Source organism: Pseudomonas sp. GW704-F2, assembly GCF_059423025.1.
This window is the reverse complement of record NZ_JBWKXO010000001.1, coordinates 108,357-135,224: the sequence shown is the minus strand read 5'-3', so window position 1 is coordinate 135,224 and position 26,868 is coordinate 108,357. Positions and strand designations below refer to the sequence as shown.

The 26,868-nt window shown below is 61.1% G+C and carries 21 protein-coding genes; all 21 read left to right on the top strand.

Annotation, left to right across the window (positions count from 1 at the left end):
* Positions 1-27 precede the first annotated feature (27 nt).
* Entirely contained in the window at positions 28-969 is a 942-nt protein-coding gene (locus tag AC07W0_RS00600; RefSeq protein ID WP_102616961.1) for an acetaldehyde dehydrogenase (acetylating), read from the top strand.
* A 10-nt stretch (positions 970-979) separates the two neighbouring features.
* The gene (gene dmpG, locus AC07W0_RS00595; protein WP_102616960.1) at positions 980-1,996 is read left to right on the top strand and encodes a 4-hydroxy-2-oxovalerate aldolase; all 1,017 of its coding nucleotides are present in this window, start codon (positions 980-982) and stop codon (positions 1,994-1,996) included.
* A 100-nt stretch (positions 1,997-2,096) separates the two neighbouring features.
* Entirely contained in the window at positions 2,097-4,076 is a 1,980-nt protein-coding gene (locus tag AC07W0_RS00590) for a methyl-accepting chemotaxis protein (protein ID WP_102616959.1), read from the top strand.
* 273 nt (positions 4,077-4,349) lie between these two features.
* Positions 4,350-5,390: a YCF48-related protein gene (locus AC07W0_RS00585; RefSeq protein ID WP_102616958.1), complete on the top strand. Its 1,041-nt coding sequence runs from the start codon at positions 4,350-4,352 to the stop codon at positions 5,388-5,390.
* Positions 5,391-5,424: 34 nt separating this feature from the next.
* On the top strand, positions 5,425-7,800 hold the full coding sequence (locus AC07W0_RS00580) for an efflux RND transporter permease subunit (RefSeq protein WP_102616957.1): 2,376 nt from the start codon (positions 5,425-5,427) through the stop codon (positions 7,798-7,800).
* Positions 7,801-7,863: 63 nt separating this feature from the next.
* Positions 7,864-9,468 carry a DUF1302 family protein gene (locus AC07W0_RS00575; protein ID WP_102616956.1) on the top strand — a complete coding sequence of 535 codons (1,605 nt, stop codon included), beginning with the start codon at positions 7,864-7,866 and terminating at the stop codon, positions 9,466-9,468.
* Positions 9,469-9,485: 17 nt separating this feature from the next.
* Complete coding sequence (locus AC07W0_RS00570) at positions 9,486-10,763, top strand: DUF1329 domain-containing protein (RefSeq protein ID WP_226925946.1); 1,278 nt, start codon at positions 9,486-9,488, stop codon at positions 10,761-10,763.
* 212 nt (positions 10,764-10,975) lie between these two features.
* Positions 10,976-12,016 (top strand): alcohol dehydrogenase catalytic domain-containing protein, encoded by a 1,041-nt coding sequence (locus tag AC07W0_RS00565; RefSeq protein ID WP_309474169.1) that lies wholly within the window; start codon positions 10,976-10,978, stop codon positions 12,014-12,016.
* 54 nt (positions 12,017-12,070) lie between these two features.
* Entirely contained in the window at positions 12,071-12,610 is a 540-nt protein-coding gene (locus tag AC07W0_RS00560; protein WP_256580759.1) for a cupin domain-containing protein, read from the top strand.
* A 446-nt stretch (positions 12,611-13,056) separates the two neighbouring features.
* Positions 13,057-14,055 (top strand): AraC family transcriptional regulator, encoded by a 999-nt coding sequence (locus AC07W0_RS00555; RefSeq protein WP_102616954.1) that lies wholly within the window; start codon positions 13,057-13,059, stop codon positions 14,053-14,055.
* A 150-nt stretch (positions 14,056-14,205) separates the two neighbouring features.
* Positions 14,206-15,540: an aromatic ring-hydroxylating dioxygenase subunit alpha gene (locus AC07W0_RS00550; RefSeq protein ID WP_102616953.1), complete on the top strand. Its 1,335-nt coding sequence runs from the start codon at positions 14,206-14,208 to the stop codon at positions 15,538-15,540.
* A 56-nt stretch (positions 15,541-15,596) separates the two neighbouring features.
* Entirely contained in the window at positions 15,597-16,460 is an 864-nt protein-coding gene (locus tag AC07W0_RS00545) for an alpha/beta fold hydrolase (RefSeq protein ID WP_102616952.1), read from the top strand.
* Positions 16,457-17,863, top strand: a complete 1,407-nt coding sequence (locus tag AC07W0_RS00540; protein WP_102616951.1) for an amidase — start codon at positions 16,457-16,459, stop codon at positions 17,861-17,863. The genes AC07W0_RS00545 and AC07W0_RS00540 overlap by 4 nt, the downstream gene beginning before the upstream one ends.
* Positions 17,864-17,961: 98 nt before the next feature.
* The gene (locus AC07W0_RS00535) at positions 17,962-18,981 is read left to right on the top strand and encodes an AraC family transcriptional regulator (protein WP_102616950.1); all 1,020 of its coding nucleotides are present in this window, start codon (positions 17,962-17,964) and stop codon (positions 18,979-18,981) included.
* 119 nt (positions 18,982-19,100) lie between these two features.
* Positions 19,101-20,333 (top strand): styrene monooxygenase/indole monooxygenase family protein, encoded by a 1,233-nt coding sequence (locus AC07W0_RS00530; protein ID WP_102616949.1) that lies wholly within the window; start codon positions 19,101-19,103, stop codon positions 20,331-20,333.
* 1 nt (position 20,334) lies between these two features.
* Positions 20,335-21,540 (top strand): OmpP1/FadL family transporter, encoded by a 1,206-nt coding sequence (locus AC07W0_RS00525; RefSeq protein ID WP_102616948.1) that lies wholly within the window; start codon positions 20,335-20,337, stop codon positions 21,538-21,540.
* Between the two features lie 13 nt (positions 21,541-21,553).
* Entirely contained in the window at positions 21,554-22,045 is a 492-nt protein-coding gene (locus AC07W0_RS00520; protein WP_102616947.1) for a flavin reductase family protein, read from the top strand.
* A gap of 225 nt (positions 22,046-22,270) precedes the next feature.
* Positions 22,271-23,299, top strand: a complete 1,029-nt coding sequence (locus tag AC07W0_RS00515) for an FAD-binding oxidoreductase (RefSeq protein ID WP_102616946.1) — start codon at positions 22,271-22,273, stop codon at positions 23,297-23,299.
* 10 nt (positions 23,300-23,309) lie between these two features.
* The gene (locus AC07W0_RS00510; RefSeq protein ID WP_102616945.1) at positions 23,310-24,632 is read left to right on the top strand and encodes a zinc-binding metallopeptidase family protein; all 1,323 of its coding nucleotides are present in this window, start codon (positions 23,310-23,312) and stop codon (positions 24,630-24,632) included.
* Positions 24,633-24,648: 16 nt separating this feature from the next.
* A complete protein-coding gene (locus AC07W0_RS00505) occupies positions 24,649-25,386 on the top strand; it encodes an aspartate/glutamate racemase family protein (RefSeq protein ID WP_102616944.1) in 738 nt (245 codons plus the stop codon).
* A 22-nt stretch (positions 25,387-25,408) separates the two neighbouring features.
* The gene (gene iaaH / locus AC07W0_RS00500; RefSeq protein WP_102616943.1) at positions 25,409-26,857 is read left to right on the top strand and encodes an indoleacetamide hydrolase; all 1,449 of its coding nucleotides are present in this window, start codon (positions 25,409-25,411) and stop codon (positions 26,855-26,857) included.
* Positions 26,858-26,868 lie beyond the last annotated feature (11 nt).

Genomic DNA, 26,868 nt, shown 5'->3' with positions numbered 1-26,868 from the left:
CAGGCTCAACGTTAAGAGCACATCACCATGAAGAAACTCAAGGTTGCCATTATCGGCTCGGGAAACATTGGCACCGATTTGATGATCAAGATCATGCGCCACGGCAAGCGCCTGGAAATGGCGGCGATGGTCGGCATCGACCCCAACTCCGATGGCCTGGCGCGTGCTGCGCGCCTGGGGATCGCGACGACCCACCAAGGGGTGGTCGGGTTGACCCAAATGGACGTGTTCAAAGACATCGACTTTGTCTTCGATGCCACCTCCGCCTCGGCCCACGTGAAGAACGACGCGTTCCTGCGTTCGATCAAGCCGGGCATTCGTTTGATCGATCTGACGCCGGCGGCCATCGGCCCGTATTGCGTGCCCGTGGTCAACGGCGCGGAGCATGTCGACAAGCTCAACGTGAACATGGTCACCTGCGGCGGCCAGGCGACCATTCCGATGGTGGCGGCCGTCTCGCGCGTGGCCAAGGTGCATTACGCCGAGATTATCGCGTCCATTGCCTCGAAATCCGCCGGTCCTGGAACCCGGGCCAATATCGACGAGTTCACCGAAACCACCAGCAAGGCGATCGAAGTGATCGGCGGTGCAGCCAAGGGTAAGGCGATCATCATCATGAATCCGGCCGAACCGCCGCTGATCATGCGCGACACGGTGTTCGTGCTGTCCGAGGCCGCCGATCAGGTCGCCGTGCAAGCCTCGATCCTGGCGATGGAACAGGCGGTCAACGCTTACGTGCCGGGTTATCGCCTCAAGCAGCAGGTGCAGTTCGACGTGATCCCCGAAGACGCGCCGCTGAACATTCCGGGCCTGGGCCGGTTCTGCGGGCTCAAGACATCCATCTTTTTGGAAGTCGAGGGCGCTGCCCACTATCTGCCGGCGTATGCGGGCAACCTCGACATCATGACCTCCGCCGGCATGGCGACAGCCGAGCGCATGGCTGAAGGCATGCTGAGCGGCGAGGCCTGAGGAGATGAGCATGACTGACAAGAAACTCTATATTTCCGATGTGACCCTGCGCGATGGCAGCCACGCCATTCGTCATCAGTACTCCATCCAGAACGTGCAGGACATCGCCCGCGCCCTGGATCAGGCCCATGTCGATGCCATTGAGGTCACTCACGGCGACGGGCTGCAGGGTTCGAGCTTCAACTACGGCTTCGGCGCCCACAGCGACCTCGAATGGATCGAAGCGGCAGCGGACGTGATCGAAAACGCCAGAATCACCGTGCTGTTGATTCCCGGCATCGGCACCGTGCATGACCTCAAGGCCGCCTATAACGCCGGCGCGCGCTCGGTGCGTGTGGCTACGCATTGCACCGAGGCGGATGTCTCCAGGCAACACATCGAGTTCGCCCGGGAACTGGGCATGGATACCGTGGGCTTTCTGATGATGAGCCACATGATCGAGCCCGAGCAGTTGGCCGCCCAGGGCAAACTGATGGAGTCCTACGGCGCGCAATGTATCTACATGGCCGACTCCGGTGGCGCGATGAACATGCAGGATATTCGTGCCCGCATGCGTGCCTTCAAGGCCGTGCTGAACTCCGAGACTCAAACCGGCATGCATGCCCACCACAACCTCAGCCTGGGGGTGGCCAACTCCCTTACGGCGGTGGAGGAGGGCTGCGATCGCATTGATGCGAGCCTGGCGGGCATGGGCGCGGGGGCCGGTAATGCCCCGCTGGAAGTGTTCATCGCTGCCGCCGAGCGTCTGGGCTGGAATCATGGCACCGACCTCTATCGCCTGATGGATGCCGCGGATGATTTGGTGCGTCCATTGCAGGACCGTCCGGTGCGGGTCGATCGTGAAACCCTGGCGTTGGGTTATGCCGGTGTGTACTCCAGTTTCCTGCGCCATGCCGAAGTGGTCGCCGCGAAATATGGCCTGAAGACCCTCGACATCCTTGTCGAGTTGGGACGCCGGCGCATGGTCGGCGGCCAGGAAGACATGATCGTGGATGTCGCTCTGGATCTTCTCAAGCGAAGCGCTTGATCCTCCGCTCCTTTTTGCCGTGCTCGTCACGGCTTTTTTTTTCGAGAATTTTTCACAGACGCTCGCAGTGGTTCCGTCCCGGTCGAGAGGAGGTGTCCTGATGCTGTCCAACTTGACGATGACGAAAAAGCTTTTGCTGACGGTCCTGCCCATCACCTTGTTGATTTATGTGGCCACCGTGTTGCTGGTCTATCAGTCGAGCAAAGCGTCCACCGAAGCGCTTGCCGAAGTCGCCGTAGACGCGATTGCAAAGCGCCAGGCGACGGAGATCAGCGACTATTTCAATGTTTCTCTGTACTCGGCGCGTAACACGGCCCGACTGCTGGGGGCCGAGTTGATCGACGGCCAGTTGCAGGATCGGCGCATCGCTGACCAGATGATCGAGTCCTTGCTCCGCAGCACACCCCAGGCCACCGGTATCTGGTGGGTGCCGAGCGGCTCGCCGGACGACCAGGCGGTGCTCTGGCTGCGCGACGGCCAATCCCTCAACCCGGCGTTGGGGGATCAGCGCCAGGCCCTGATCGCGGCTCTCGGGCAGAGCGCCGGCGAGCGGGAAAATGTGGTCCCGCTGCTGCACCTGAGGAGCGCCGGTGAGGACAAGGTGATGATCGCGGTACTGGTTCCGGTGCGTGACAACGGACGGGTAGTCGGCAGCCTGGGTATTGGCCTGGATGCGGCACAGTTGCAGAAGCGGGTTGCCGAACTGCATCCACTGGAGGTCGGAGTTGCGGTGTTGCTTGCCAATGACACGACCCTGGTTGCCCACCCGGACCCGAGCCGGGTGGGGCGCACGCAAGCTGAGAGCGAGGGCGACTTCCTGGGCGATCATATTAAGGTTGCCACCGACGCGGTACGCAGTGGCGTCGCCGTGACCCTGCGTTTTATCTCGCCGGCGATGGCGCAAGAGGTTTTTATGCTAGTGACGCCGGTGACGATCGGCGATACCGGCACGCCGTGGTCGCTGGGGCTCGCGTTTCCCAGCTCGGCGCTGCTCGGCGGGGTCAAGACCCTGGCGTTGCAGCTTATGCTGCTCGGCGGATTTGCCGCATTGGTGTTGGGCGTTACCGTGTTTTGGCTCGGGCGCGCCTTGTCGCGGCCGCTGGAAACCGTGGTGCAGGCCATCCAGCAACTGGCATCCGGCGAGGCTGACCTGTGCTTGCGCCTGCCGGCCAAGGGCGATGATGAGCTGGCAACGCTGGCGCGCGAGTTCAATCATTTTCTCAGTGCCATGGCTGATCTGGTGTTTGAGATCAAGGGCACCAGTCTCGCGTTGCAGAAAACCTCCTCCGAGTTGAAGGACGAAAGCAGCACCTCTGGCCTGACGGTGGATGCGCAGCGCGATGAAGTGGAGCAGTTGGCGACTGCCATGCAGCAGATGGCAGCGACGATCGAGGAGGTCGCCGGCAACGCCGGGCAGGCGGCCCAGGCCAGTGGCGAGGGCGACCAGGCCGTCGCGCGCGGGCAGGCCACGGTGTCCCGGCTGGTGGAGGCGATCAACCAGGAAGCGCAAACGCTCGAACACGTGTCCGGCTTGGCCACGCAACTGGACGAAGCCAGCCAGTCGATCGGCACCATCGTTGCGGTGATCAACACGATTGCCGATCAGACCAACTTGCTGGCGCTCAACGCGGCCATCGAGTCGGCGCGAGCCGGCGAGCAAGGCCGCGGTTTTGCCGTGGTGGCTGGCGAAGTACGGGCGCTGGCGCAGCGCACCCACATCTCGACCGAGCAGGTGAACGGCAGCGTCAATTTGATTCAGGAGCGCACGCGTATGGTGGTCGATATCATCGTTAAGAGTCGCGGAGCTTCTCACGCCAACGTTGTCAGTGCGCGAGAGGCCAGTGAGGCCTTGCAGACGCTGTCGCAGGTGATCGGCCAAATGCGGCATATGAGCGAGCAGATCGCTACGGCCACTGAAGAGCAGGCGACCACCAGCGAGCTGCTGTCGCGCAGCCTGGTGACGATCGCCGATTCCGCGCAAAGCGCTTCGCAGAGCGCTCGCCTGGTCAATCAGCGCAGTGGCGACCTGGATCAAAGCGCCACGCGACTCAACGCGTTGGTCAGTCGTTTCAAGCTCTGAATCCGCCCGGTGGCGCGGTATTCCGCGTCGCCGCAACCTCTCCCGAGGTTTCGCTCAAGTCATTGATTAAAAACAAAAAATAAATAGGCACGAGCGTCCATGGGTGACGCTCGCACGCCTGTGCGCCGCCTTGAAAATTGACTCGGATCATTAACATGCACTGGACGGATAAGCCCAGCAGTAGACGGATAGTTCGTAGGGGTGTGGGCACCTAATGTGATCGCTAGCTTCGCTATCAGCTTCCGGATAGCGATTTACGTATGGATCCGTCTCATGTCGAACCTTTCTACCCATGAACACATCCTCACGCAGGTTCCCGCACCAAGCGTGGGCGCGCGTCCGTTGAAGCTCATCGTGATGCTGCTTCCCTGGACCATCATCGCCGCGCTGCTGTGGGCCGGGCTCTTCATTCATCCACAGCCGGTGGGCGGTACCGTCGCAGCGTCCGCCCTCGAGCGCCGCGATCAGTTCTATGGCCTGGCAGAGTTGCCAGGCGGAGCGCTATTGGCCAGCGGTTCATACGGCAAGATCCTGTCGATCAGTCGCGATGGCCAGATCCGCCGCGTGAACACGCCAACCCGTAACACCCTGCAGGACATCGCCGTCTGGGATGCCGAGCATGCGGTGGCGGTCGGTAATGACGGGGTGATCCTGTTCAGTGTTGATGGCGGGCTGCACTGGGATCAGGCGGTCGATGTGCCGCGCTCGGAAACGGCTAACAAGCTCAACCGTGTCCGCCTCGGCGCTGACGGGCTGGCCATCGCCACTGGCGAGATGGGCGCGGTGTTGATCAGCCGCGATTTTGGCCGCCACTGGCAGCGTCTGCGTGACGAGGAGGATGTGGCGTGGAACGACGTGGCGATTCTCGACAACGGCCAACTGGTGTTGGTGGGCGAGTTCGGACGCGTGTTGCTCGGCAACCTCGAGACCGGGCAATGGCGAGAGGTTGAGTCGCCACTGTCCCGCTCGCTGATGGCATTGACGTTCCGCGATGCGCAGCACGGCATGGCGGTCGGCCTGGAGGGGGCTGTCATGGAAACCCGCGACGGTGGGCAGCACTGGGACGTTATCGACGTCGGCCTGCGCGATCACCTGTTTGATGTGGCCTGGCTGCAAGAGCAAGGCGTTTGGTTTGTCACCGGCGCGTTGGGGCGCTGGGCCAGTGGCGATGCCAAGGGTTGGCAATCCGGGACCCTCGATGCACAGAACCTGTCCTGGCATGTGCGGGCGCTGCCCGTGGCCGGCGGCCTTTGGTTGGCGGGTGCCGATATCGGTCGCTGGGACGGCAAGGTCTGGTCCCTGCTGAAGCCCTGAACCCCTAGTTGCGTAGTCTAAACGAGAGCTTTCCATGATCGAGCGTATAGCCGAATTCTGCATCCGGCGCGGTGCCTGGGTTGCCAGTGGCCTGTTAGGTATGACATTGGTGCTGGGCTGGTTCGCCCTGCACATCGAGGTTCGCACGGTATTCGAAGACATGCTGCCGTCACGGCATGAATACGTGCAGACCCACGAAAAATTCAAAGACACCTTTGGCGGCTCGAACATCGTCACCATTATGTTCGAGGTCGATAAGGGCGATATTTTCCAGGCCTCGGTATTGGAAAAAGTCCGTGAAGTGACATTGGGGCTGCGTGAAGTCTCGGCGGTCAATCCGTACCAGATCACCTCACTGGCCTCGAAGAAACTCAAGGAAGTCCGGGCGTCCACGGCGGGGATCGAAAGCCTGCCGCTGATGTGGCCGGACCTGCCGGCCAACGCCGAGGCCATGGCCGCGCTCAAGCAGGCCGTGCTGCGCAACCCCTTGGTCTATGGGCCTTATGTGTCCAAGGATCTGCAGGCGACGTTGATCACGGTCGACTTCATCGACAATCAGGTCAACTACAGCAAGGTCTTCCAGGAAATCCACAGCCTGATTGCCCGCGTCGATGATGGCACGGTGCATATCCGCGTGGTGGGCGATCCCATACTGTATGGCTGGGTAGGCCACTACCTTTCGGAAACGTTCCTGCTGGTCGGCATCGCGCTGCTGGTCACTCTGGTCATGCTGTTCGTCCTTCTGCGCACGTGGCGCGGGGTGCTGTTGCCGCTGCTCGCCGGTGCCGTCAGTGCATCCTGGGCCTTGGGCATCTGCCATCTGCTGAACATCAGTTTCGAGCCCCTGGTGATCGTGGTGGCGATGTTGATCACCTCGCGTGCCGTGTCGCACTCGGTGCAGATCGTCAACCGTTTCGATGATGAGTTGCAGCTTTTGCCGGCGCACGCGGACACGGCAAAAATCGCAGCTCGCGTCGCCCTGGCCGACCTGTTCAGGCCCGGCATGCTGGGGGTCATCGCTGACGCGGCGTGCATGGCGGTCGTCGCCCTGAGCCCGATCCCGATGCTGCAGAAACTCACGGTGCTTGCGGTGGTGTGGGTGCTGACCCTGACCGTCAGCGCCGTGATCCTGACACCGGTGATGCTCTCGTTCATCCGCAGGCCGCACGGGGTGGTGCATCCGCTCAACTGTATTCCGCTGCTGAATAAGGTGCTTGACCTGGCGACCTGCGTGACCTTGTCGCGCGCTCGTTACGGGGTGCTGGCGAGCACCTTCGTGGTGGTGGTGTGTGCGGGCCTTTATTCGCTGAACCTGAAAATCGGTGACGCCAATCCGGGTTCGCCGATCCTCTGGCCGAAGTCGGAATACAACGTCGATTCGGCGGCGATCAACGCGCGCTTCGAAGGCGTGGACCGCATGTTTGTGGTGCTGGGGGAAGACGGTCATCCAGGGCTGATCAAGAGCAACGAAGCCCTGCACGCGATGAATGGCTTTCAGCGTTTTATCGAGGCGCAGCCTGAGATCGGCGGCTCGCTTTCACTGGCCGATGTGCTGCCACAAGTCAACGTCAGCCTGCGCGAAGGCAACCCGCGTTACCTGGAATTGGGCGATACCAGCGCGATCAACGGCAGCCTGGTGGCCATGCTCGACTCGGTGTCCGAGCCGGGCGATATCTCGCGTTTTGCTGACGACCACTATGCCAACGGTGCCGTCACCGTGATGTTCCGGGATCGCCAGGGCGAGACCATCCGGACCGCCATGGCCCGGATCAAAGCGTTCATCGCGCAAAACCCGCTTGCCGAGGGGCAGTGGCACCTGGCGGGCGGACTGATCGGGGTCATGGCGGCGGTCAACGAGATCATCCTCTCCAGCCAGATCGAAGCCATTGCGCTGGCCCTGATGGTGCTGGCCCTGATCTGCACGGTTGTGTACCGCTCCTCGATGGCGGGCATGGTGTTCATGGTGCCGGTGATCATTTCCAACATGCTGACGTTTGCCTTCATGACCTGGAAGGGTATTGGCATGAGCATCAATACCGTGCCGGTCGCGGCCTTGGGGATTGGGCTTGGCGTGGATTACGCCTTCTACATCGCCGATCGCATCAAGGAAGAAATCGCCAACGGAAAAAGCGCCGAGGAGGCCGTGCGTATTTCCCTGCATTCGTCCGGTATGGGCGTGATCGTGACGGCCAGCGTGCTGATTTTGGCCACCCTGTTGTGGTGGGCGTCGTCGCTGCGCTTCCAGGCGGAAATGGGCCTGCTAATGGCGATCTGGCTAAGCGCTTCAGCGTTCTGCGCGCTGTTCGTGATGCCATCGCTGATCTACGTGTTCCGTCCTCACTTCATTTTTGGTGAGCGCGGACAGTCGCTAGCCGCCAGTCAGCCGAACACAAGGATTGAGCTGGGTTGAGGCGAAAAACAAAAACAAGAGCATTCATTCAACCGCTGCCATTACTTACTGGGGAGTACATCCATGGGCAATCCGATTCGGGGCATGCAACCACTGACCTCGTTCAACAGCATCGCGACGGCTATTGCACTGGGCGTGGTTGCCACGTCCGCGCTCGCTGACGATACCTTCACTTACGACGGTTACCTGCGCCAGGAAATGTCGTGGAACATGAAAAACTGGGAGGACACCCCCAGTTATAACGACCGCGGCAAGCTGTCGATGATGCGCAGCACCGCGCGCCTGAACTTGCAGTGGCAACCCGGCGACGACGTCTCTTTCGTCGCCAAGTTGCGCGGGGTGCGGGAGGTAGAGACCGACTTCCTCAGGCACTTGGAGAAAATGGGCGCCAATAACTATCACGAGGCCGACGGCACCGGCGATATCACCGACCTCTACGACAAAACCGACATCCGTGAGCTGTACGTGGATTTGCCGCTGGGCGAACGCACCAGGCTGCGCTTCGGTAAACAGCAGATCGCCTGGGGCGAGACGGATTTCTTTGCCGCCAACGACCTGGTGCATGGCTTCGACGATACCTGGCGCTCGTTTTTGGAGCCGGCCAACGAAGAGCTGCGCAAGACCAACATCATGGCCAAGTTCAACATCGATGTGCCGGAGTACAACGGCGGCATTGAACTGTTCGTGCGTCCGGGCTGGGACCGCAAGAATGACATCGGTACCGAAATCGACATCTACGGGGGGCGCTGGTCGAGTCAGCCCTATGCGGGCGTGGATTTTCGCAATATCGACCCGTACAACTACAAAAGCGACGAAGGCAGCGTCAATGACGTGACCGGTGGTATTCGTTGGAGCGGACTTTACGGCGACGCAAACTACTCGTTGTCGTACCTGAAAACCTACTACAACGCGCCGATTCTAAACCCGTCGAACAACCTCGCCCTGTTTGGCATGCCAGATGTCTCTTCAGGCGCAACCTCCAAAGGCACTGACCAGACACGTGGCCTGGCGGGTGAAATCATCTACCCGCTCGTCGACATCTTCGGCTTCACCGCCAGCCGTTACTCCGATCTGGCCGACGCGGTGTTCAGTACCGAGGTGGCTTATATCAAGGACGCGCCGTACCAGTTTCAAGCCAAGACGCCGACCATGCTCAGCCAGTACATCGCACCGGGTTTTGATGGCTATACCAAGAAAGATGTCGTTGCGATGATGCTGCGCATGGACAAGAACATCGCCGCCACGCAAACCTGGCTGGGCACCGAAAAACCGATGTTTTTCTCCGTGCAACTGTTCGACAAGTGGGTGCAGAACTTCGATAAGGACGACCAACTGCTGTACAGCGTGGGCTGGGGTGGCAAGGTCAAGGAGCACTCGGCCATGGGCACCACGATCTTTGATCTTAGCTACGCAAACGGGCGTGTTCGACCACAGCTCGTGCTCGGTGCCGATCTGAGCAACGGCGGTGGTTTTGCGGTGCCATCGGTGACCTTCGAGCTGTCCAGCAAAGTCCGCTGGAAAGTCGAATACGATGCTTTCTGGGATAGCGGGTCTCACGATTCCAAGAACTGTCAGCCGGGCAATCTGGCGACGTGTGACACCACCACGCTGTTTGGCTACTTCCATAACCGCGATCAGCTGTACACCAGCCTGACCTACCTCTTTTAAGTCCAATCGGAGACTCCATGATGGCTATGTTTTGTCATGCCCTACGCACCCCGTTCCTGGCCGGCCTGATCACTGCCTTCGGCAGCCTCGCCAGCCTGGCCATGGCTGCTGAAGTACCGGTGGGCACGGTTATTTCGGCGGCCAACCTCGATCATATCAAAGGCAATACCTTCGAAGGTCACACCATCGCCAGTCTGTTGACCGAGAAGATGGAATGGCGCATCCGCAACGATGGCTGGAAACTGCCGCTGGCCGCTTCCAAGGAAGTGCCGCTGGACCCCCGTTGGGTCAAAGCATCCAATGCCAACGCAGGCAAGACCTCGATCAACCGTCAGGAATGCCGTATCGACGGTTGGGGGGCGGGCGCACCGTTCCCGAACATCGACATGAAGGACCCGGAGGCCGCCGAGAAGATCGTCTGGAACTGGCACTTGGGGCAACTGGTGGGCGATGTCTCGCAAGTGCCGGGTTACACCCAAGTACTGATTGATGGCAAGAAAGGCGTACACGCAGAGCCGGTGGCTGAGTTCACCCGCTACGCCATGAGGGGGCGTCTGACAGGGGGCAGCACGGTTGAAGGGGATGGCAGCGAGCGCGGTCGGCAGTTGCTGTACTTCAAGTCGCCGTCCGACATGAAGGGGCTGGGCACTTACACGGTTATGTATGACTCGGCGAAAGTGAACAGCGTGTGGGCTTATATCCCGGCGGTCCGCCGCGTGCGCCAGCTGTCGGGAGGTGCCTGGATGGATCCGGTAGGCTCATCCGACCAGTTGCAGGACGATCTGGAAATCTTCAACGCACGTCCATGCTGGTACCCGGAGTACAAACTGCTGGGTAAACGCAGCATTCTGGCGGTGACTGCGAGCAAGACCGGGACCGATATCTGGAACAAGGAAGGTAAAACATTCGCCGAGCGTTATCCGGTGCTGCAGAACGAACCCCCTTACTGGAACATGAGCGGCAACAACTATGAAGTGCGTGAAGTCTACGTCATCGAAGCCATTACGCCGTCCATCCACCCTTACAGCAAAAAGGTGCTGTACATCGATGTGAAATACCCGCGTATTCACTACGGTGAGGCTTACAACCGCAAGGGCGAGTTCTGGAAGTTCATGGAGTTTCAGTCCTATGCCAACGTCACTGATGGCGATATCCGCACCACCGCCGGGGAAGTCATTGATTACCAGCGCAACCACGCGACGGTCTCGCTGATTGACACCTCCAGTTGGCGGACCAACTTCGTCGCCAAGCCCACCGACTTTTCGTTGCAGGCATTGCAGGGCGCGGGTCACTGACGTCTGACCCTCCATCTTTATCTGCGTCCGTTGCCCGCGCCCCTGGCGGTTCGGGTAATGGATGAGTCCCTGGTTCATTACTAATAGAACGATAATGACGGGGTCGCCTCGGCCTTGCGCCGTTCCTGCGACCCGAGGAGTACTGTGTGCCTTTGATGCAAGCAGCCCGTCTTCACGAAATAGGCGGCCGATTCATACTTGACCGTATCCCTGTGCCCTCTCCCGGTCCTCACGATGTGCTGATCAAGGTCGCGGCCAGTGGGGTCATTCCTAACCTGAAAAACGTCACCACCCATTTCCCTGAGTGGTATCCCTTTTTACCACTGCCCGAACTGCCCGCCATTTTTGGCCTGGACTCGGCCGGAACGGTGGCGGCGGTCGGTTCGGCAGTCACGGTGTTCAAGCCCGGGGATCGGGTCTACGTCAATCCGGGCATCGGCTGTGGCGAGTGTCGCTGGTGTCGTGAAGGGGATGCGCCGCGTTGCCAGGCCTATACCTTCATGGGTTACTTCGGATTCGGGCCGGGCTCGCAGCAGGTCTTCAAGCGTTATCCCTACGGCGGTTATGGCCAATACATGACGGCCCATGGGAACAACCTGGTGCGTCTGCCCGAGTGTCTGAGCTTTGCCCACGCTACCCGCTTTGGCTATCTGGGGACTGCGTATTCGGCCATTCGCAAGGCGGCCCTGCGCCCTTCGCAGAGCGTTCTCATTCTTGGGGCAAGTGGAACCCTCGGCGTCGGTGCGACCCTTCTTGCCCTGGCATTCGGTGCTGCGAAGGTCGTGGTCGTCGCCCGCGATGCCGACGCCCTGGAACGGCTCAAGACCCTTGATCCACGGCGTGTCATACCGGTGCTGATAGGGGGCGGCGCGATCCATGAGCAAGTGCTGGCGCAGGTACCGGGCGGCGTTGATGTGATGCTCGATACCCTCGGGGCCAAGGCTCCTGCGCACTTGTCGGTGGATGCCATGCAGGCCGTCGGCCGTGGCGGTCGGATCGTGCAGATTGGCGGCGTCGCCGGTCCTATCCCGATTGATCCTCACCCCTTTATGTGTGCGCAACTGCACTACATCGGCTCACTCTGGTTCACCACCGCAGAGGCCGAGGAAATGGCCTGCATGGTCGAGTCCGGCATCCTCGATCTGTCGCTGCTCGAGTCGCGCGCCTATCCGCTGGAGCGTCTCAACGATGCGTTGGACGATATCCAGACCCAGGGCAATGGCTTCAGCAATTTTCACATCGCTTACCAATAATCCAAGTGGGGGCGGCACAGTGGTGTACGTCACCCCGTCACAGTGGAGAACGCCATGATGCGAGCACAGCGTGTAGTGACTGGGCATGACGCCCAGGGTCGTTCCTGCGTCGTCAGTCACGGCCCGATTGCCGGGGACGAGTCCTTCACCCATATCCCGGGCTTTAGCGCCGCTCTGGTCTGGAAGGCCGATGCGCAGCCGCAAGTCGGTGGCGAGGCGCCGGATCCTCTCAGCCATGTGACTTCGGTGTTGCCTGCCGTGGCGGGCACCAGCTTCATTCTCGTGAGCTTTCCGCCGGAATCGACCAAGAGGTCGGTGGAGGCCGATCCACTGGCTGCCGATGAGATGAATCGGCGCGTTCCGGGTCTGGCGCAGACCTTCGAGGCGGATGCGCCGGGTTTTCACCGCACCGATACCATTGATTACGGCGTCGTTGTCGACGGCGAGCTGACCTTGCTACTTGATGACGGGGAAAGTGCCTTGCTCAAAGCCGGTGATGTGGTGGTGCAGATGGGGACGCGACACGCCTGGCGTAACACCGGTAACAGTCCGGCACGGGTGATGTTCGTCATGGTCGCTGCCGTTCGTTGTTGATGTGATCGCAGGTCATTCCCAAGGGCAGATCGTCAGGGGCGATCAGTTCTCTGGGGTGTCTATAACTGTTTGATTATGTGGGGCTATTTTTAGGCTCGGCGCCAATCGCGTGAAGTTCTGAAGTGGGTGTTTCATCGGTCGTCTCAATACTGATATTTGCGCGTTCAGGCACGTTAAATGCTTGGTTCGAGGGGTGGTTATCCAAACCTGAGCCAAGTGATACTCAAACGGTGAGGCGCACAGGGTTCCTGCGAGGTGATTGCCTCGTGCCTTGCGACGATTGCACCTCGCTACGCACTGAAACCGTGCGTATTGGCGCAGGATGGGTGGCAAAGGGTTCAGCCAACGACTGCGATAACAAGAATGATCGGCGGCATGTACTGTCGATCTTATAAACCGTGTGTTAGTGCGATCTGGATGCCTGGCCAGGTCGCAGAGGGTTATTCATGGAACAGCTTAGTTTCCGCCCGGTCACTGCTCCTGAGGCCGTACTGGCGCGATACGAAATTTGTCGGACCCGTGACATTGAAGAGGCCCGCCAATGTGGCGAAAAAATATTCTGCGAAAACCACCTCTGTAACCTGGACGCCAAAACCTCGCTAGACGCCAGCATTTTTTACCGTCGGGCGGGGGGGATCGGCATTGGCCGAATGAGTTATGGCGGTGCCTTGACCATCAAGCCGGGCGTACTCGATACCTTTGCCTTGATCCAGATGCCGATCCGCGGTGAGGAGCAGATTCAGTTAGGCGATCAGAAAGTGGTGTGCAACCCCAGCATGGGCACGGTGATCAACGCCCACACGAAATCACTGATCAACCACCGTCCCAACACCGAAAAACTGATCATCCGTATCGAGCGCAGCCTGATCGAGCAGCATTGCCAGCAGTTGCTGGGCCGCACCCTGGCGAAAAACATTGAATTCGAGTCTGCCATCCCGATCGCGAGCGAATCGGGCGCACGCTGGTTGCGTATGGTGAGCTGGGTGTATGACTGCCTTTCGCTGGATGACGAGCTGTCGCCCTTGATGTCTGCCCAGTTGGAAAGCGGCCTGGTGCATATGCTGCTGACCAATCAACCGCACAACTATTCGGCGGAGATTTTGGCCGACGCGCCCTCGCTTGCGCCGTCGTTCGTCAAGCGTGTCGAACGCTACATCGAGGACCACGCGCACGAACCGATCACCATCATCGACATGGCCGAGCACGCGGGCGTCAGCAGTCGTTCGTTGTTCGCGGGCTTTCGGCGTTACCGCGATACATCGCCCATGCTGTACCTCAAGGAAATACGTCTGCGTCGCGTCAATGAAGAGCTGCTGCGGCTGAGTTCGGGCAACGAAACGGTCACCGCGGTTGCCTTTCGCTGGGGGTTCAATCACCTGGGGCACTTCACGACGGATTACAAACGCCGTTTCGGCGAAAGTCCTTCTGCAACCCTGGCGCGTTGAGCGCGCCGTCATCCGGCAGGCCCTGCATCTTTCTTGCGCTGCAAGGATAGGCGAAACGGTATCGGGATCGTCAGTCTTCCTGGAGGTTCTTAGGATGATTGCAACAGCGCCGCACAGGGCGGCGCCGATCCTGTTAGCAAGGGAATCCGTATGTCCGAGCAACCTATCATTCGTCGGCGCATCGTCAAAACCGGTATCAGTGATGCCCGTGTCAACAACTCCAAGACCCAAAGCCAATACCAACCTTACAAAGACGCGGCCTGGGGCTTTATCAATCACTGGTATCCGGCCCTGTTCACCCATGAGCTGGCCGAGGATCAGGTTGAGGGTATCCAGATTTGCGGCGTGCCCATTGTCTTGCGTCGCGTCAACGGCAAGGTCTATGCGCTCAAGGATCAGTGTCTGCACCGTGGTGTGCGTCTTTCCGAAAAACCGATGTGCTTCACCAAGAGCACTATTTCCTGCTGGTACCACGGTTTCACCTTCGATCTGGAGAGTGGCACCCTGGTGACCATCGTCGCCAACCCGGACGACAAACTGATTGGCACCACCGGCCTCACGACTTACCCGGTGCATGAAATCAACGGCATGATTTTCGTATTCGTGCGCGAAGACAGTTTCCCTGATCAAGATGTGCCGCCGCTGGCCGATGACTTGCCGTTCCGCTTCCCGGAAAACAGCGAAGTCTTCCCGCACCCGCTGTGGCCGGCTTCGCCGAGCGTGCTGGATGAAAATGCCGTGGCCCTGGGCATGCACCGCACCGGCTACGGTAACTGGCGCATCGCATGTGAAAACGGTTTCGACAACGCTCACATCCTGGTGCACAAGGACAACACCATCGTTCACGCCATGGATTGGGTGCTGCCCCTGGGCCTGTTGCCGGCCTCCGACGACTGCATCGCCGTAGTCGAGAACGAAACTGGACCCAAAGGGCTGATGCAATGGATGTTCACCGACAAGTGGACGCCGGTGCTGGAAAACGACCTTCTGGGGCTGAAAGTGGATGGCCTCAAGGGCCGTTTCTACCGGACCTCTGTGGTGCTGCCGGGCGTGCTGATGGTGGAAAACTGGCCAAGCGAGCACATGACGCAGTACGAGTGGTATGTGCCGATTACCGACGACACCCACGAGTATTGGGAAATCCTCGTGCGAGTGTGTAACACCGATGAAGAGCGTGAGAAAAACCAGTATCGCTACGACCGGGTGTACAAGCCTCTTTGCCTGCACGGTTTCAACGACTGCGATTTGTATGCCCGCGAAGCCATGCAGAATTTCTACACCGATGGGACCGGTTGGGACGATGAGCAACTGGTGGCGACCGATATCTCTCCGATCAGTTGGCGTAAGGTGGCTTCGCGCTGGAATCGCGGGATCGCTAAACCGGGACGTGGTGTTGCCGGTTCGGTGAAGGATTCCAGCCTGATCTTCAAGGACACCGCCGACGGTCATCGCCCAGGCTACAAAGTCCGTCAGATCGAGGACTGAGGTGACTGAGCCGGCGTTTTTCATCCCGCGCCGGCTCACTTTCGGGGGAGCCCTCTATGCCCAAGTCAAACCCGCCAGTCAGCCAGTTTTTATCGGTCGATGGCGTTCGTCTGCATTACCAAGTCGTTGGCCAAGACACTCCTCGATTGCCCGTCATATTTACCCATGGTGGTGGTCCGGGCAGCACGGCCTGGAGCAATTTTCGTCTGAGTGCCGAGACGTTCTCGGCTCGGCATCGGTGCTATTTCCTCGATTTTGCCCAGTTCGGCCGCTCGGATATGGTGCCGGTTCACGGGCCTGTGTTGAGTTGGCATGCACGTAAATTGCTGGGCTTCATGGACGCTCTTGGTCTGGAGCGTGTGCATCTGATCAACCAGTCTCTTGGCGGCGCGGTGGCTTTGCGTCTGGCTGTGGACGCTCCGCAGCGCGTTGGTCGGCTGATCAGTATCGGTGCGCAGCCCGTCGATCGCGGTGTCCTGCAACCGTTGCCGCTGTTCAGCAAGCAAGCGGCGACGTTGATGAGTGACTACTACCTCGCGGGTGACGGTCCGAGCCTCAGCAAGATGCGTGTGCTGCTGGGACGTTATGAGCTACACCGCGATGAACGGCTGGACGATGAAAACCTGCGCCTGCGTTTCGAGGCCAGTGATAACGCCGGCTTTATCCAACTGCTGCAAACCCCTGGTGCATTCGGCGAGTGGGAGAACCTGCTGCCAGTGCTGGATCGGGTTCAGGCTCCCACCTTACTGTGCTGGGGGCTTCATGACTGGTTTGGCGGTGTCGACGTGCCGATGATGATGCTCAATCGCTTGCCCAACGCCTGCCTGCACGTATTCGGCAACGCTGCCCACCACCTGCAGAGCGAGTGCCCGGATGAGTTCAATCGCCTGGCCTCGAGCTTTATCGGAGCACATGAATGAACCTGCCAAACGATCTGCATTACCTGGAAATGCATGAGCTGTCGCTGTTGATCCGTAGCCGCAAGTTGTCGCCGGTGGAGGTGACCGAAGCGCAACTGGCACGCATTGCCGAACTGGACCCAGGTCTGCACAGCTACGCCCGGGTGACGCCGGAGCTGGCCTTGCAACAAGCGCGAGCGGCGGAGCAAGAGTTGGCTGGCGGTACCTGCCGCAGTCCGCTGCATGGCATTCCCCTGGCGTACAAGGACCTGTTCGACACTGCCCAGGTGGTGACCGCCGCAGGCATGCCGTTGCACGCGTCGCGCATCCCTGATCAGGATGCCACCGTCGTCTCGCGGTTACGTGACGCCGGCGCGGTGATGCTGGGCAAGTTGCAAATGACCGAGGGCGCGTTTGCTCTGCACCATCCCGACATTCCTGCACCGAACAACCCTTGGCACCCTGGGCATTGGGCCGGTGCGTCGTCCAGCGGTTGCGGCGTGGCCACCGCGGCGGGACTGTGTTACGCCTCGATCGGTAGCGATACCGGCGGCTCGATTCGTTTCCCCTGTGCCGCCAACGGCCTGACCGGATTGAAGCCGACCTGGGGGCGAGTCAGCCGCCAGGGGGCCTTTGAACTGGCCGCCAGCCTCGACCACGTCGGGCCGATGACTCGCAGTGCGCGCGATGCGCTGTTCCTGCTGTCTACGATCGCCGGCCATGACCTGCTCGATCCCACCTCCCAGCCCAGCGTGTGCCTGGAGGTTCCCGGCATCGACGACAGCTTTCGCGGGTTGCGCGTCGGGATTGACGAGCGTTGGCTCAGCGATGGCGTGGACCCGGTGATCCAGCAGGCGTTGCAGCAGGTCATGGCGATGATCCGTGACGGTGGCGGCAAGTTGCTGAGCATTCGGATGCCCGACACGCGCGCCGTCAGCCAGAATTGGGAGGCCCACTGCGGCGTACAGACTGCTGTGGCGCATGCCGATACCTACCCGCTGCACGCCAGCCAGTACGGCCCGGCCTTGCGGCGGCTGATCGACGGCGGGCGCGAGTTGAGCGGCATGGACTATCAGCGAATCCTGTTGGACGCGCAGCGATTCACCGGGCAGCTCGAGGTGCTGTTGTATGAACTGGACTTGCTGCTGGCGCCGGTTCAACCCTATGCCGCGCCGACCCACGAGCAACTGTCCAGCCTGGCATCGGACCCTGAGGCCAACCGTCGCCTGATCCAGTTCACCGCCCCTTTTAACGTCAGTGGTCATCCCTGTATCAGCCTGCCGATTGGCCTGACCGCAGGCGGTCTGCCGATGGGCGGGCAGTTCATCGGGCGCAAGGGCGGCGAAGCCACGCTGTGCCGCGCGGGTATGGCGGTGCAGCGGGTCAGCGATTGGCATCGCCGACGACCGCAGCGACTGACATGAGGTGCAACGATCCCTTGTCCACTCACTGAGTTTTTCGGATCAGCGCTACGCCATCGGCGTTCGCGAGGAGCGGGTATGAGCGAAGGTGTATTGATGTGATGCCCTCGACCGAGTTGCTTGAGTACCAGCACTTGCAGGCGCTGCGTTCGCACGATCTCGACGAGGTGCGCGAGATGGTGTCGTCGATGTTTTGCGAACATCAACTGCTGGCCAAGGGAGGGGAGCAGCTCAACTACCGCCACGCGCACCTGCGCACGGGACGCCTGAGTTTCAGCCAGATGAGCTACGGTGCCCAAGTGAACGTCGAGCCCGGTAACTTGGGGGATTTCTACCTCGTCCAGTTACCGTTGGCGGGCAACGACTTGCAATTCATTGGCGGTCGTGAGCTGCACAGCAACCATCGCTACGGCTCTGTGCATGCGCCGGACGAAGCCTTGGAAATGAACTGGAGCCGCGACTGCCGCAAGCTGGTGGTGCGTTTCGACCGTGAGGCGCTGGAGCAACACGCAGCCAGCATGTTCGGACGCTGCCTGCACAAGCCTGTGGAATTTCACCCCACCATGAGCCTGGATCACCCGGCCTGTGCGGCCTGGAGCAGCAGCGCGCAACATATCTTTGCCGAGATGCAACGCTCGCCGCAGTTGTTTGACCTGCCGCTGATCCGTACCCAGTTCGAACAGACGTTGATGACCACGCTCCTGAGCTGGCAGCCCCACAGTTTGCGTTGTGAGCAGGCGCAGGCCCTGCATCGTCTGCTGCCGCGTCATGTCAAAGCGGCAGTCGATTACATGCAGGCTTACCCGGAACAGCCCATCACCATCGAGACCCTCGCGGCGGTCAGTGCGGTCAGCGGACGCACGCTATTTGCCGGGTTCGAAAAGTTTCTCGGTCTGAGCCCCATGCGCTATCTGCGTGACATCCGCCTGGAGCGCGTGCGCCAGGATCTGCTCGACCCCGGGCAGTCGCACAGCGTCACCGAAATCGCCACGCGCTGGGGGTTCTTCCAGCTGGGGCGACTGGCCGCCGATTACCGTCGGCGTTACGCCGAGACGCCCAGGGAAACACTGGTTCGCGCGCGAGGGTCGGGGGTCATGCAGGGCCGGGACCCTCGGCGTTAATTTCCGCACTTTACGCATACCCGCTGCGCAATGCGCATATTGCCTGTGCCTGCGCTGCTCCACATTGGCTGTACGGACTGCATAGCGTCGTCCGCATAACCACAACGGAGCGAAACCTCATGAGAACGATCACAATCGTCGGTGCCGGGCAGGCAGGTCTACAACTTGGCATTGGTTTGCTGCAGCAGGGCTACACCGTCAACCTGGTGTCCAACCGTACCGGCGAGCAAATCGCGGCGGGCAGGGTGCTGTCCAGTCAATCCATGTATGACATGGCGCTGGGTTTTGAGCGTGAGCTGGGCCTGGCGCTGTGGGATGACATTTGCCCGCCCACCATGGGCGTGCATATGCGCGCGGGGAATGGCGAAGGCCTGGGCGTGGATTGGCGGGCCCGTATGCAGGCGCCTGGTCAGTCGGTCGACCAGCGCATCAAGATGCCACGCTGGATGACGGAGTTTCAGCGCCATGGCGGCAACCTGATCATCGAAGAAGCCGGTCTGGCTGAACTGGAACGTTATGCCGAGAGCAGCGACCTGGTCATCGTCGCCAGCGGCAAAGGCGAGATCGGCGCCTTGTTTGAGCGTGACGCCGAACGTAGCGTGTTTGATCGTCCGCAGCGCACCATTTCATTGACCTACGTGCATGGCATGCTTCCACGCAGCGACTACAGCGCGCTCAATATCAACATCAATCCGGGCGTTGGCGAGTACGTCAATTTCCCCTGCATTACCCATACCGGTCCCGGCGACATTATCAACCTGGAATGCATCGAAGGCGGCCCGATGGACCGCTGGGGGGAGGTCAGCACCCCGGCCGAACACCTCGAATTGGCGGTGGAGTTGATCCGCGAATTCTTCCCCTGGGAGGCACCGCGCTGCGAAAACCTGCGCCTGACCGACGAGCTCGGCACGCTGGTCGGCCGCTTGACGCCCACGGTACGCAAGCCGATCGGTGTGCTGCCTTCCGGGCGCACGGTGCTGGGCATGGCTGACGTGCTGGTGCTCAACGATCCGATCACAGGGCAGGGGTCGAACAACGCCAGCAAGTGCGCCAACGTGTACATGCAGGCCATTCTCGAACGCGGCGAACTGAACTTTGACGATAGCTGGAAGCAGGCAACATTCGAACGGTACTGGGACTATGCCCAGTGGGTCGCGCGCTTCACCAATACCCATCTGTTGCCTCCATCGGAATCCATCCTGCGGGTGTTCGCCGCCTGTGCGCAAAATCCGCAAATCGCCTCGACCGTGGCTAACGCATTCGACGATCCAAAGAGCCTTCGGCCCTGGTACTACGACCTGCAGGAAGCCGAGCGCTTCATCGACAGTTTCGCCGTGGCGGAGGGCGTCTGAGATGGCGGCTTTCATCGCTGGTAAACGGCGTGTCTCCGGCATCGCTACGACGCTGTTTTTAGCGGGGGTCCCCTGTCACTTCGCCCAGGCCACCCAGGGCACGTTCCCGCATGGCTATGGGGTCAAATCCGAGGGCATGGGCGGCGTGGTGCTGGCCTTGCCTCAGGATGCACTGGTCGGCGCATCGAACCCGGCCGGCATGGTGTGGGTCGGTGATCGTTTGGATGTGGGCGCGGCCTTTCTGAAGGTCGACAACGGCGTGGACTTCGCGGGCAAAAAAAACAGCGGCAGCGCAGACAATGATCTGTACATCATTCCCCAGCTGGGTGCGAACCACATGCTCGATGAGGTCAGCAGTGTCGGCGTTTCTGTGGTGGGGAACGGTGTCGGCACGGACTATAGCCGCCAGAGCAACGTGGGTGGCCTGCAGAGTCCCGGCTCCACGCTTCAGCAGATGGTGGCGACCCTCAGCTATGCGCGCAAGATTACCGAGCGACACAGCCTGGGCATCGGCCTGCTGTTGATAAGGCAGCAGCTTGATATCGACGGCACCGGCAGCATCGGCTTGCCGGAAGGGCGCGACGAGTCCTACGGCAGCGGTGTGCGCGTGGGCTATCTGGGGCACATCACTGATGAGCTGAGCGTCGGTGCCAGCTACGCGACGCGTGGCTACATGTCGAAAATGAAGCATTTCGACAAGCTGCTGGCGGAGGGGGGAGACCTCGATATGCCCTCTACCTATGGCGTCGGGCTGAGCTACCAGCGCGGTGACTGGACGCTGGCTGCCGACGTGCAAAAAATTCTCTGGAGCGATGTGAAGGCCTATGGCAACCCCGGCGTAGGCCGCGCCACGGGGGCGCCGGGCGATAGCGATGGTCCGGGTTTCGGCTGGCGTGACCAGACGGTGTACCGCGTGGGTGTGGCGTACGACGCCACGCGTGATCTGACCCTGCGCGTGGGCTACAACGACGCCAACCAACTGCTCGATAGCCGCGACGGCTACCTCGGCACGCTGGCACCCTCCGCCAACCATCGTCACGTCACGTTGGGTGCCACCTACCGCTTGGGCGGTGGCAACGAAGTGTCGTTCGCCTATGCGCGATCGTTCATGGACAAGGTGGCAGGAAATGGCCAGGGACCGGATGCCGTGAGCTCGCCGTACATGAGCCAGCATTGGTTGTCGCTCAGCTACGGCCTGACGTTCTAAGGGGGATGTGCGAATGATTGACGCCACAACTTTACGTCAGGCCCTCGGCCACTTCGCCACCGGCGTCACTGTCGTGACGACGCGGGATGTCGCGGGGGAGCCCATCGGCGTGACGGCCAGCAGTTTCAACACGGTCTCGCTAGACCCACCGCTGGTGCTCTGGAGTATCGGCCGCAATGCCTTGAGTTACCCGGCGTTCTCAATGGCCGAACACTTCGCTATCCATGTGCTGGGTGACGAACAGCAGGCGTGGTCGAACCGTTTCGGCCGGGCATCGGAAGCCAAGTTCAGTGGCCTGGACTTCGGCGAAGGCGTTGGCGGTGTGCCGCTGCTGCATGGCTGTCCCGCGCGTTTCGAGTGCCGTATCGAGCACCGTTATGACGGCGGCGACCACCAGATCCTGGTCGGGCGGGTGCTGCGCATGGCGCTGGGGGCGGAGGACGCCCGCCCGCTGTTGTTCCATCGCGGGCGCTACGCCGGGTTGGATGCGCTGCCCAGGGGATGACGGCATTCAGCGCGTTCACGGCAGCCAGCGATGGCTGCCGTTTTTGCAAGAAGCTGCGCTTTTGGGATAACCGCGTAGCTCAACGGAGCGCAGTCAGCGGTGGCTACTTCCTAATATCGAGCACATGACCAGCCCCCTCCGGAGCGCTGGTGGTTTGCTGCCACCACGCTTCAGCAAGGCTTCGCCAGAACCACGCAATTCCCGTACTCCGGTGGAATCCTGTTTATGAATGAACCAGTGCATCAAGTCACCCTGAACTTTGCCGATGGCGTCACCCGCAGCTTTAGCGTCGCACCGAACAGCAATATTCTCGACGCCGCCATCGAGGCGCACATGCCGGTGCTCTTCCAGTGCCGCTCCGGCAGTTGCTCAAGCTGCATCAGCACCCTGACAAAAGGCGAGGCGCTCACCCGTCCGGGCGCCAGCTCGACCTTGCTGGCCAGTGAGTTCGCCGCCGGCCAGCGCCTGCTGTGCGTCTGCCAGGCCGAGTCCGATTGCACCTTCGATCTCGGCTACGGCAGTGAAGTCGGCGCCAGTGCGGCGCATGAAGTGCATGCGTTTATCGACTCGGTCGAACGTATCGCCAGCAACGTGATGCGCGTGACGCTGGAGTTGGCCGAGGGCGAATGGATGGAGTTCCGCCCGGGCCAGTTCATGCAGATTGTCGTGCCTGGCCTGGGTGTCCTGCGCAGCTACTCGCCGTCGAGTACCCAGCAGAACTTGCCGAAGATGGAGTTCCTGATCCGCCTGATACCGGGTGGGGCGATGTCCGAGTATCTGGAAACCCTGGCCGAGTCTGACCAGATCCTGAGCCTGAGCGGCCCGTATGGCGCGTTCTTCCTGCGTGATGAGCACAAACGTGCGCCGCATATTTTTGTTGCGGGCGGCACCGGCCTGGCGCCGATCCTGTCGATGATCGATGCCCTGCGGCAGGGCGGCGGGCGTAAGCCTCCGATGCTCCTGACCTTCGGCTGCGCGGTGCCCGAAGCGCTGTTCTCGCTTGAGGACATCGAGTTGCGTCAGCAATGGTTGCCGTTCCTCGAGACGCGCATCTGTGTCGACCGTGAAGCCACCGACGGCCTGCATCAGGGCAGCCCGGTCAGTGCGCTGCGCGAGGGTGATGTCAGCCATCCCGATACTGTGGCCTACCTGTGCGGTCCACAACCCATGATCGACGCTGCCACCCAGCGCCTGATCGAACTGGGCATGAAGTCGCAGAACATTTTTGCCGAACAGTTCGTCGCCAGTCATTGAGGAAGCATGCATGAAACCTACGATTTCACTGCCATTTTCGGCCCAGCAGGCGCAGTGGTACGAGCAGGCACGTGCCAGACTCAATCCCCAGCGTCTCCAGCAGCTGTTGTTTGATATCAGCAATATCCACAGTCCGACCGGGGCGACCCGCCAGGCCAGCGAGTTCATGAATCGCCACTTGCAAGGCATCGGCATGAAGTCGCGTTACTACCCGATGAGCGACATCACCGGCAACGTGGTCGGTGAATTCCGTGGCAGTGGCGGGGGCGCGACGGTGTTGTTGTATGCGCCGATCGACACCCACCTGGACCGTACGCCCGGCGAGGAGGTGCTCACCGGCGAAGGTCAGGAAGCCGACCTGCAACCCTTCGCGCAGAGGGTCGATGACTGGGTGTTCGGCCTCGGCTCGTCGAACCCCAAGGCGATGATTGCGACCTTGACCGAAGTCGCCACCGCGTTGATCGATGCGCAGGTGCCGCTACGTGGTGACTTGCTGCTGGGGATGGCTGACGGCGGCATGCCGGTGGACATCAGTGCGCGTCACGCGGGGATGTCCAATGGGGTGATCCACCTGCTCAATCGCGGCCTGTACCCGGACTTCGCCATCATCATGAAGCCATGGAACTGGGTGTACCACGAGGAGCCGGGCATGGCCTGGTTCAAGCTCAAGGTCTACGGCACCCTCGGCTATGCCGGCGTGCCCCATGACACGCCGGGTTTCCGCAGCTCCGTGGTGCCTTCAGCCACGGTTATCCAGGCGTTGCAGGAATGGATCCTGGCGTACACCCAGCGCAACACCAGTGGTGTCATCGAGCCCCACGGCTGGATCAGCGGGGTGCGCTCTGGTGACGTCGAACGCCCGGCGTTCCCGAGCGCGGTCACTGAAATATTTTTCGACGTGCGAATCAATCCGCGCGTCAGCCCCGGTGATGTGAGGGCGCAGTTCGCTGAATTCATCGACGACCTGAGGGTGCGCTTTCCTGCGCTGGATCTGGGCTGGGAGATGTACGGCTCGGTACCGGGCGGGACCACCGATCCGCAGAACTGGATCATCCAGTCATGTAAGCGGGGTTGGGAGTTCATTGAGCAACGCCCTCACGGCATGCCCGACATGCTCGCCGGTCAAACCGATGGTGCCGCGCTACGCCGGTATGGCGTGCCGACCGCGCGTATCGGTTGGCCTTGGCCCGCGACCGGCGCACCGCTGCCGGTGGCCGAGGGGTTGGGCGGCATGGGCGCGACCTATGTCCCCGACCTGATGCCCTGCGCCGAGAAAATTCTCTATGCGTTGATCGACACCCTCACGCGTCCCCGTGAAGAACTGGGTCTGTGAGCATGAGGAGCGAATGATGAAAAAGCGCATCAAGATGATTTTCCCGGTTCCGATGAGTGAAGCCACGCGCCCGTTGGTGGAATCCCAACTGCCCGTATCGCTGATGCGGCCCGACATCGACGTGAGCTTTGTGGGCGCGGGCCAGGTGATGACCCTGGCCGACAGTTATTACGACATGGCGCTGATGGAACTGGCGGTGATCGAAGCCGGGATCAAGGCTGAGGACGAAGGTTACGACGCGGTGTGCGTGAATACCGTCAGTGACTCCGGCCTCTCGGCGCTGCGTTCGCGCTTGTCGATTCCGGTGCTGGCACCCGGTATCGCCGCGTTCCATACCGCCTGCATGCTCGGACAGAAGTTCAGCATCCTGACCATGTGGCCGCGCTGGTACCCGCTGTACCGCAAGACCCTCAAGGAATACGGCTTGGAAGCGCGTCTGGCGTCGATCCGCTCGATTGATGTGCGCCCCGACACGCAGGCGTTGCTGGAAGGCAAGGAAGAGGTGGTCTTCGCCAAACTGCTGGACGCGGGAAGGCTTGCCATTGAGCAAGACGGTGCCGATGTGATTGTGCTCGGCTCGACCACCATGCACCAGGCGCACGCCTATCTCGCCGAGCATCTGCCGGTGCCCGTGCTCAACCCAGGGCTGATCGCTTACAAGATGTGCGAAGTACTGCTCGATCTGGGCCTGTGCCACAGCAAGATCGCCTACCCAAGCCCGGAACAGATAAAGGACACAGCCTTCAGTCGCTGAAGTCTGTGCCAGGAGTACTGACATGACAGTGTTTGAATCTGCAAGCGTTGAGGTTTTGACCGATCTGACCATCGCCGAGGCGTCTGAGGCTTTTCGCAACGGCGTACTGAGTAGCGTCGAGCTGGTCCAGGCGTGCCTGAAGCGTGCTGAGGCGGGCAAGTCGCTCAATGTATATGTGACCCTCGACCGCGTGGGCGCTTTGCAGGCCGCCCAGGCCGCCGATGCGGCACGCCAGGCGGGCGAGCCGCTCAAGCCGCTCAGCGGTATCCCGATTGTCATCAAGGACAACATTCACGTTGCCGGGCTGCCGTGTACCGCAGGCTCGCCGGCATTCGCCGGTTTTGTACCGAGCGAAGATTCACCCAGCGTGCAGAAACTGCGTGACGCCGGGGCGATCATTCTCGGCAAGACCAACATGCATGAGCTGGCGTTCGGTGCCACTGGCTATAACGGTGCGTACAACACGGGCAGCGAGGTGGGCGTGCGCAACCCATACGACGGCACGCGTATCGCAGGGGGGTCATCCTCTGGCAGCGCCGCAGCATTGGGCGCACGTATGGCCCTGGCGGCGTTGGGCACCGACACCGGCGGCTCGATGCGCATTCCGCCGGCGCTCAATGGCTGCGCTTCGCTGCGCCCAAGCGCGGGGCGCTACTCGGACCGTGGCGTCATTCCGATTGCCCGCAGCCGCGACACGGTCGGACCGATGGCGCTGTGCATGGCCGACGTCGCACTGCTCGATGGCGTGATCACCGGTGAGTACGCAATGCCCTCAGTGCTGCTGGGAGCCTTGCGCCTGGGCGTGCCGAGCGAGTTTTGGGACAACCTCGATGAAGACACCTACGAGCAGGCCATGGCCGCGGCAGAAACGCTGCGCGGCCATGGTGTGACCCTGGTGCCCATCGAAGATGCCGGCCTGCACGCGCTGAACGCGCCGGTTGGTTTCCCCGTGGTGATCCATGAGGCCTACGACTGCATGGTCGACTACCTGCGCGACTACGGGCATGCCCAGACCATCGAGCAGCTCGCCGAGAAAATCTACAGCCCCGATGTGCGTTGGATTTATGAGCATTGGGTCATGCCACGCAAAATGCCGGTCGACGATCAGTTGGTGGACGTTGCACCGGCGTATCACGTTGCGCAGAACGGCGGCCGCCAGGCGCTGCTTGAGCGTTACCAGACGCTCTTCGAACGACATCAACTCGACGCGCTGCTGTTTCCCACGACGGCAATCGTGGCGCCGTTGGCCAACGACGACGTCAACCAGCCAAGTGTCTTCGGGCGCCTGATCCAGAACACCGAGCCGGCCGCTAGCGCGGGACTGCCGTGCATTCAGTTGCCCGTCGGGCTGGGCAACCGAAGCGGTTTGCCTGTGGGCATGGAGTTGGATGGTCCGCCCGGTTGCGACCGCCGCCTGCTGGCGATCGGTCAGTTGCTGGAAGGCCTGTTTGGCCGAGTGCCACGGGCTTGAAGCGCGTGATC

Coding starts and splice junctions, on each gene's coding strand:
- AC07W0_RS00520 (WP_102616947.1), top strand. CDS start 21,554: ATGATTGACGCCACAACTTTACGTCAGGCCCTCGGCCACTTCGCCACC.
- AC07W0_RS00600 (WP_102616961.1), top strand. CDS start 28: ATGAAGAAACTCAAGGTTGCCATTATCGGCTCGGGAAACATTGGCACC.
- AC07W0_RS00550 (WP_102616953.1), top strand. CDS start 14,206: ATGTCCGAGCAACCTATCATTCGTCGGCGCATCGTCAAAACCGGTATC.
- iaaH (WP_102616943.1), top strand. CDS start 25,409: ATGACAGTGTTTGAATCTGCAAGCGTTGAGGTTTTGACCGATCTGACC.
- AC07W0_RS00575 (WP_102616956.1), top strand. CDS start 7,864: ATGGGCAATCCGATTCGGGGCATGCAACCACTGACCTCGTTCAACAGC.
- AC07W0_RS00525 (WP_102616948.1), top strand. CDS start 20,335: ATGGCGGCTTTCATCGCTGGTAAACGGCGTGTCTCCGGCATCGCTACG.
- AC07W0_RS00545 (WP_102616952.1), top strand. CDS start 15,597: ATGCCCAAGTCAAACCCGCCAGTCAGCCAGTTTTTATCGGTCGATGGC.
- dmpG (WP_102616960.1), top strand. CDS start 980: ATGACTGACAAGAAACTCTATATTTCCGATGTGACCCTGCGCGATGGC.
- AC07W0_RS00560 (WP_256580759.1), top strand. CDS start 12,071: ATGATGCGAGCACAGCGTGTAGTGACTGGGCATGACGCCCAGGGTCGT.
- AC07W0_RS00555 (WP_102616954.1), top strand. CDS start 13,057: ATGGAACAGCTTAGTTTCCGCCCGGTCACTGCTCCTGAGGCCGTACTG.
- AC07W0_RS00585 (WP_102616958.1), top strand. CDS start 4,350: ATGTCGAACCTTTCTACCCATGAACACATCCTCACGCAGGTTCCCGCA.
- AC07W0_RS00510 (WP_102616945.1), top strand. CDS start 23,310: ATGAAACCTACGATTTCACTGCCATTTTCGGCCCAGCAGGCGCAGTGG.
- AC07W0_RS00540 (WP_102616951.1), top strand. CDS start 16,457: ATGAACCTGCCAAACGATCTGCATTACCTGGAAATGCATGAGCTGTCG.
- AC07W0_RS00590 (WP_102616959.1), top strand. CDS start 2,097: ATGCTGTCCAACTTGACGATGACGAAAAAGCTTTTGCTGACGGTCCTG.
- AC07W0_RS00505 (WP_102616944.1), top strand. CDS start 24,649: ATGAAAAAGCGCATCAAGATGATTTTCCCGGTTCCGATGAGTGAAGCC.
- AC07W0_RS00515 (WP_102616946.1), top strand. CDS start 22,271: ATGAATGAACCAGTGCATCAAGTCACCCTGAACTTTGCCGATGGCGTC.
- AC07W0_RS00530 (WP_102616949.1), top strand. CDS start 19,101: ATGAGAACGATCACAATCGTCGGTGCCGGGCAGGCAGGTCTACAACTT.
- AC07W0_RS00580 (WP_102616957.1), top strand. CDS start 5,425: ATGATCGAGCGTATAGCCGAATTCTGCATCCGGCGCGGTGCCTGGGTT.
- AC07W0_RS00535 (WP_102616950.1), top strand. CDS start 17,962: ATGCCCTCGACCGAGTTGCTTGAGTACCAGCACTTGCAGGCGCTGCGT.
- AC07W0_RS00570 (WP_226925946.1), top strand. CDS start 9,486: ATGATGGCTATGTTTTGTCATGCCCTACGCACCCCGTTCCTGGCCGGC.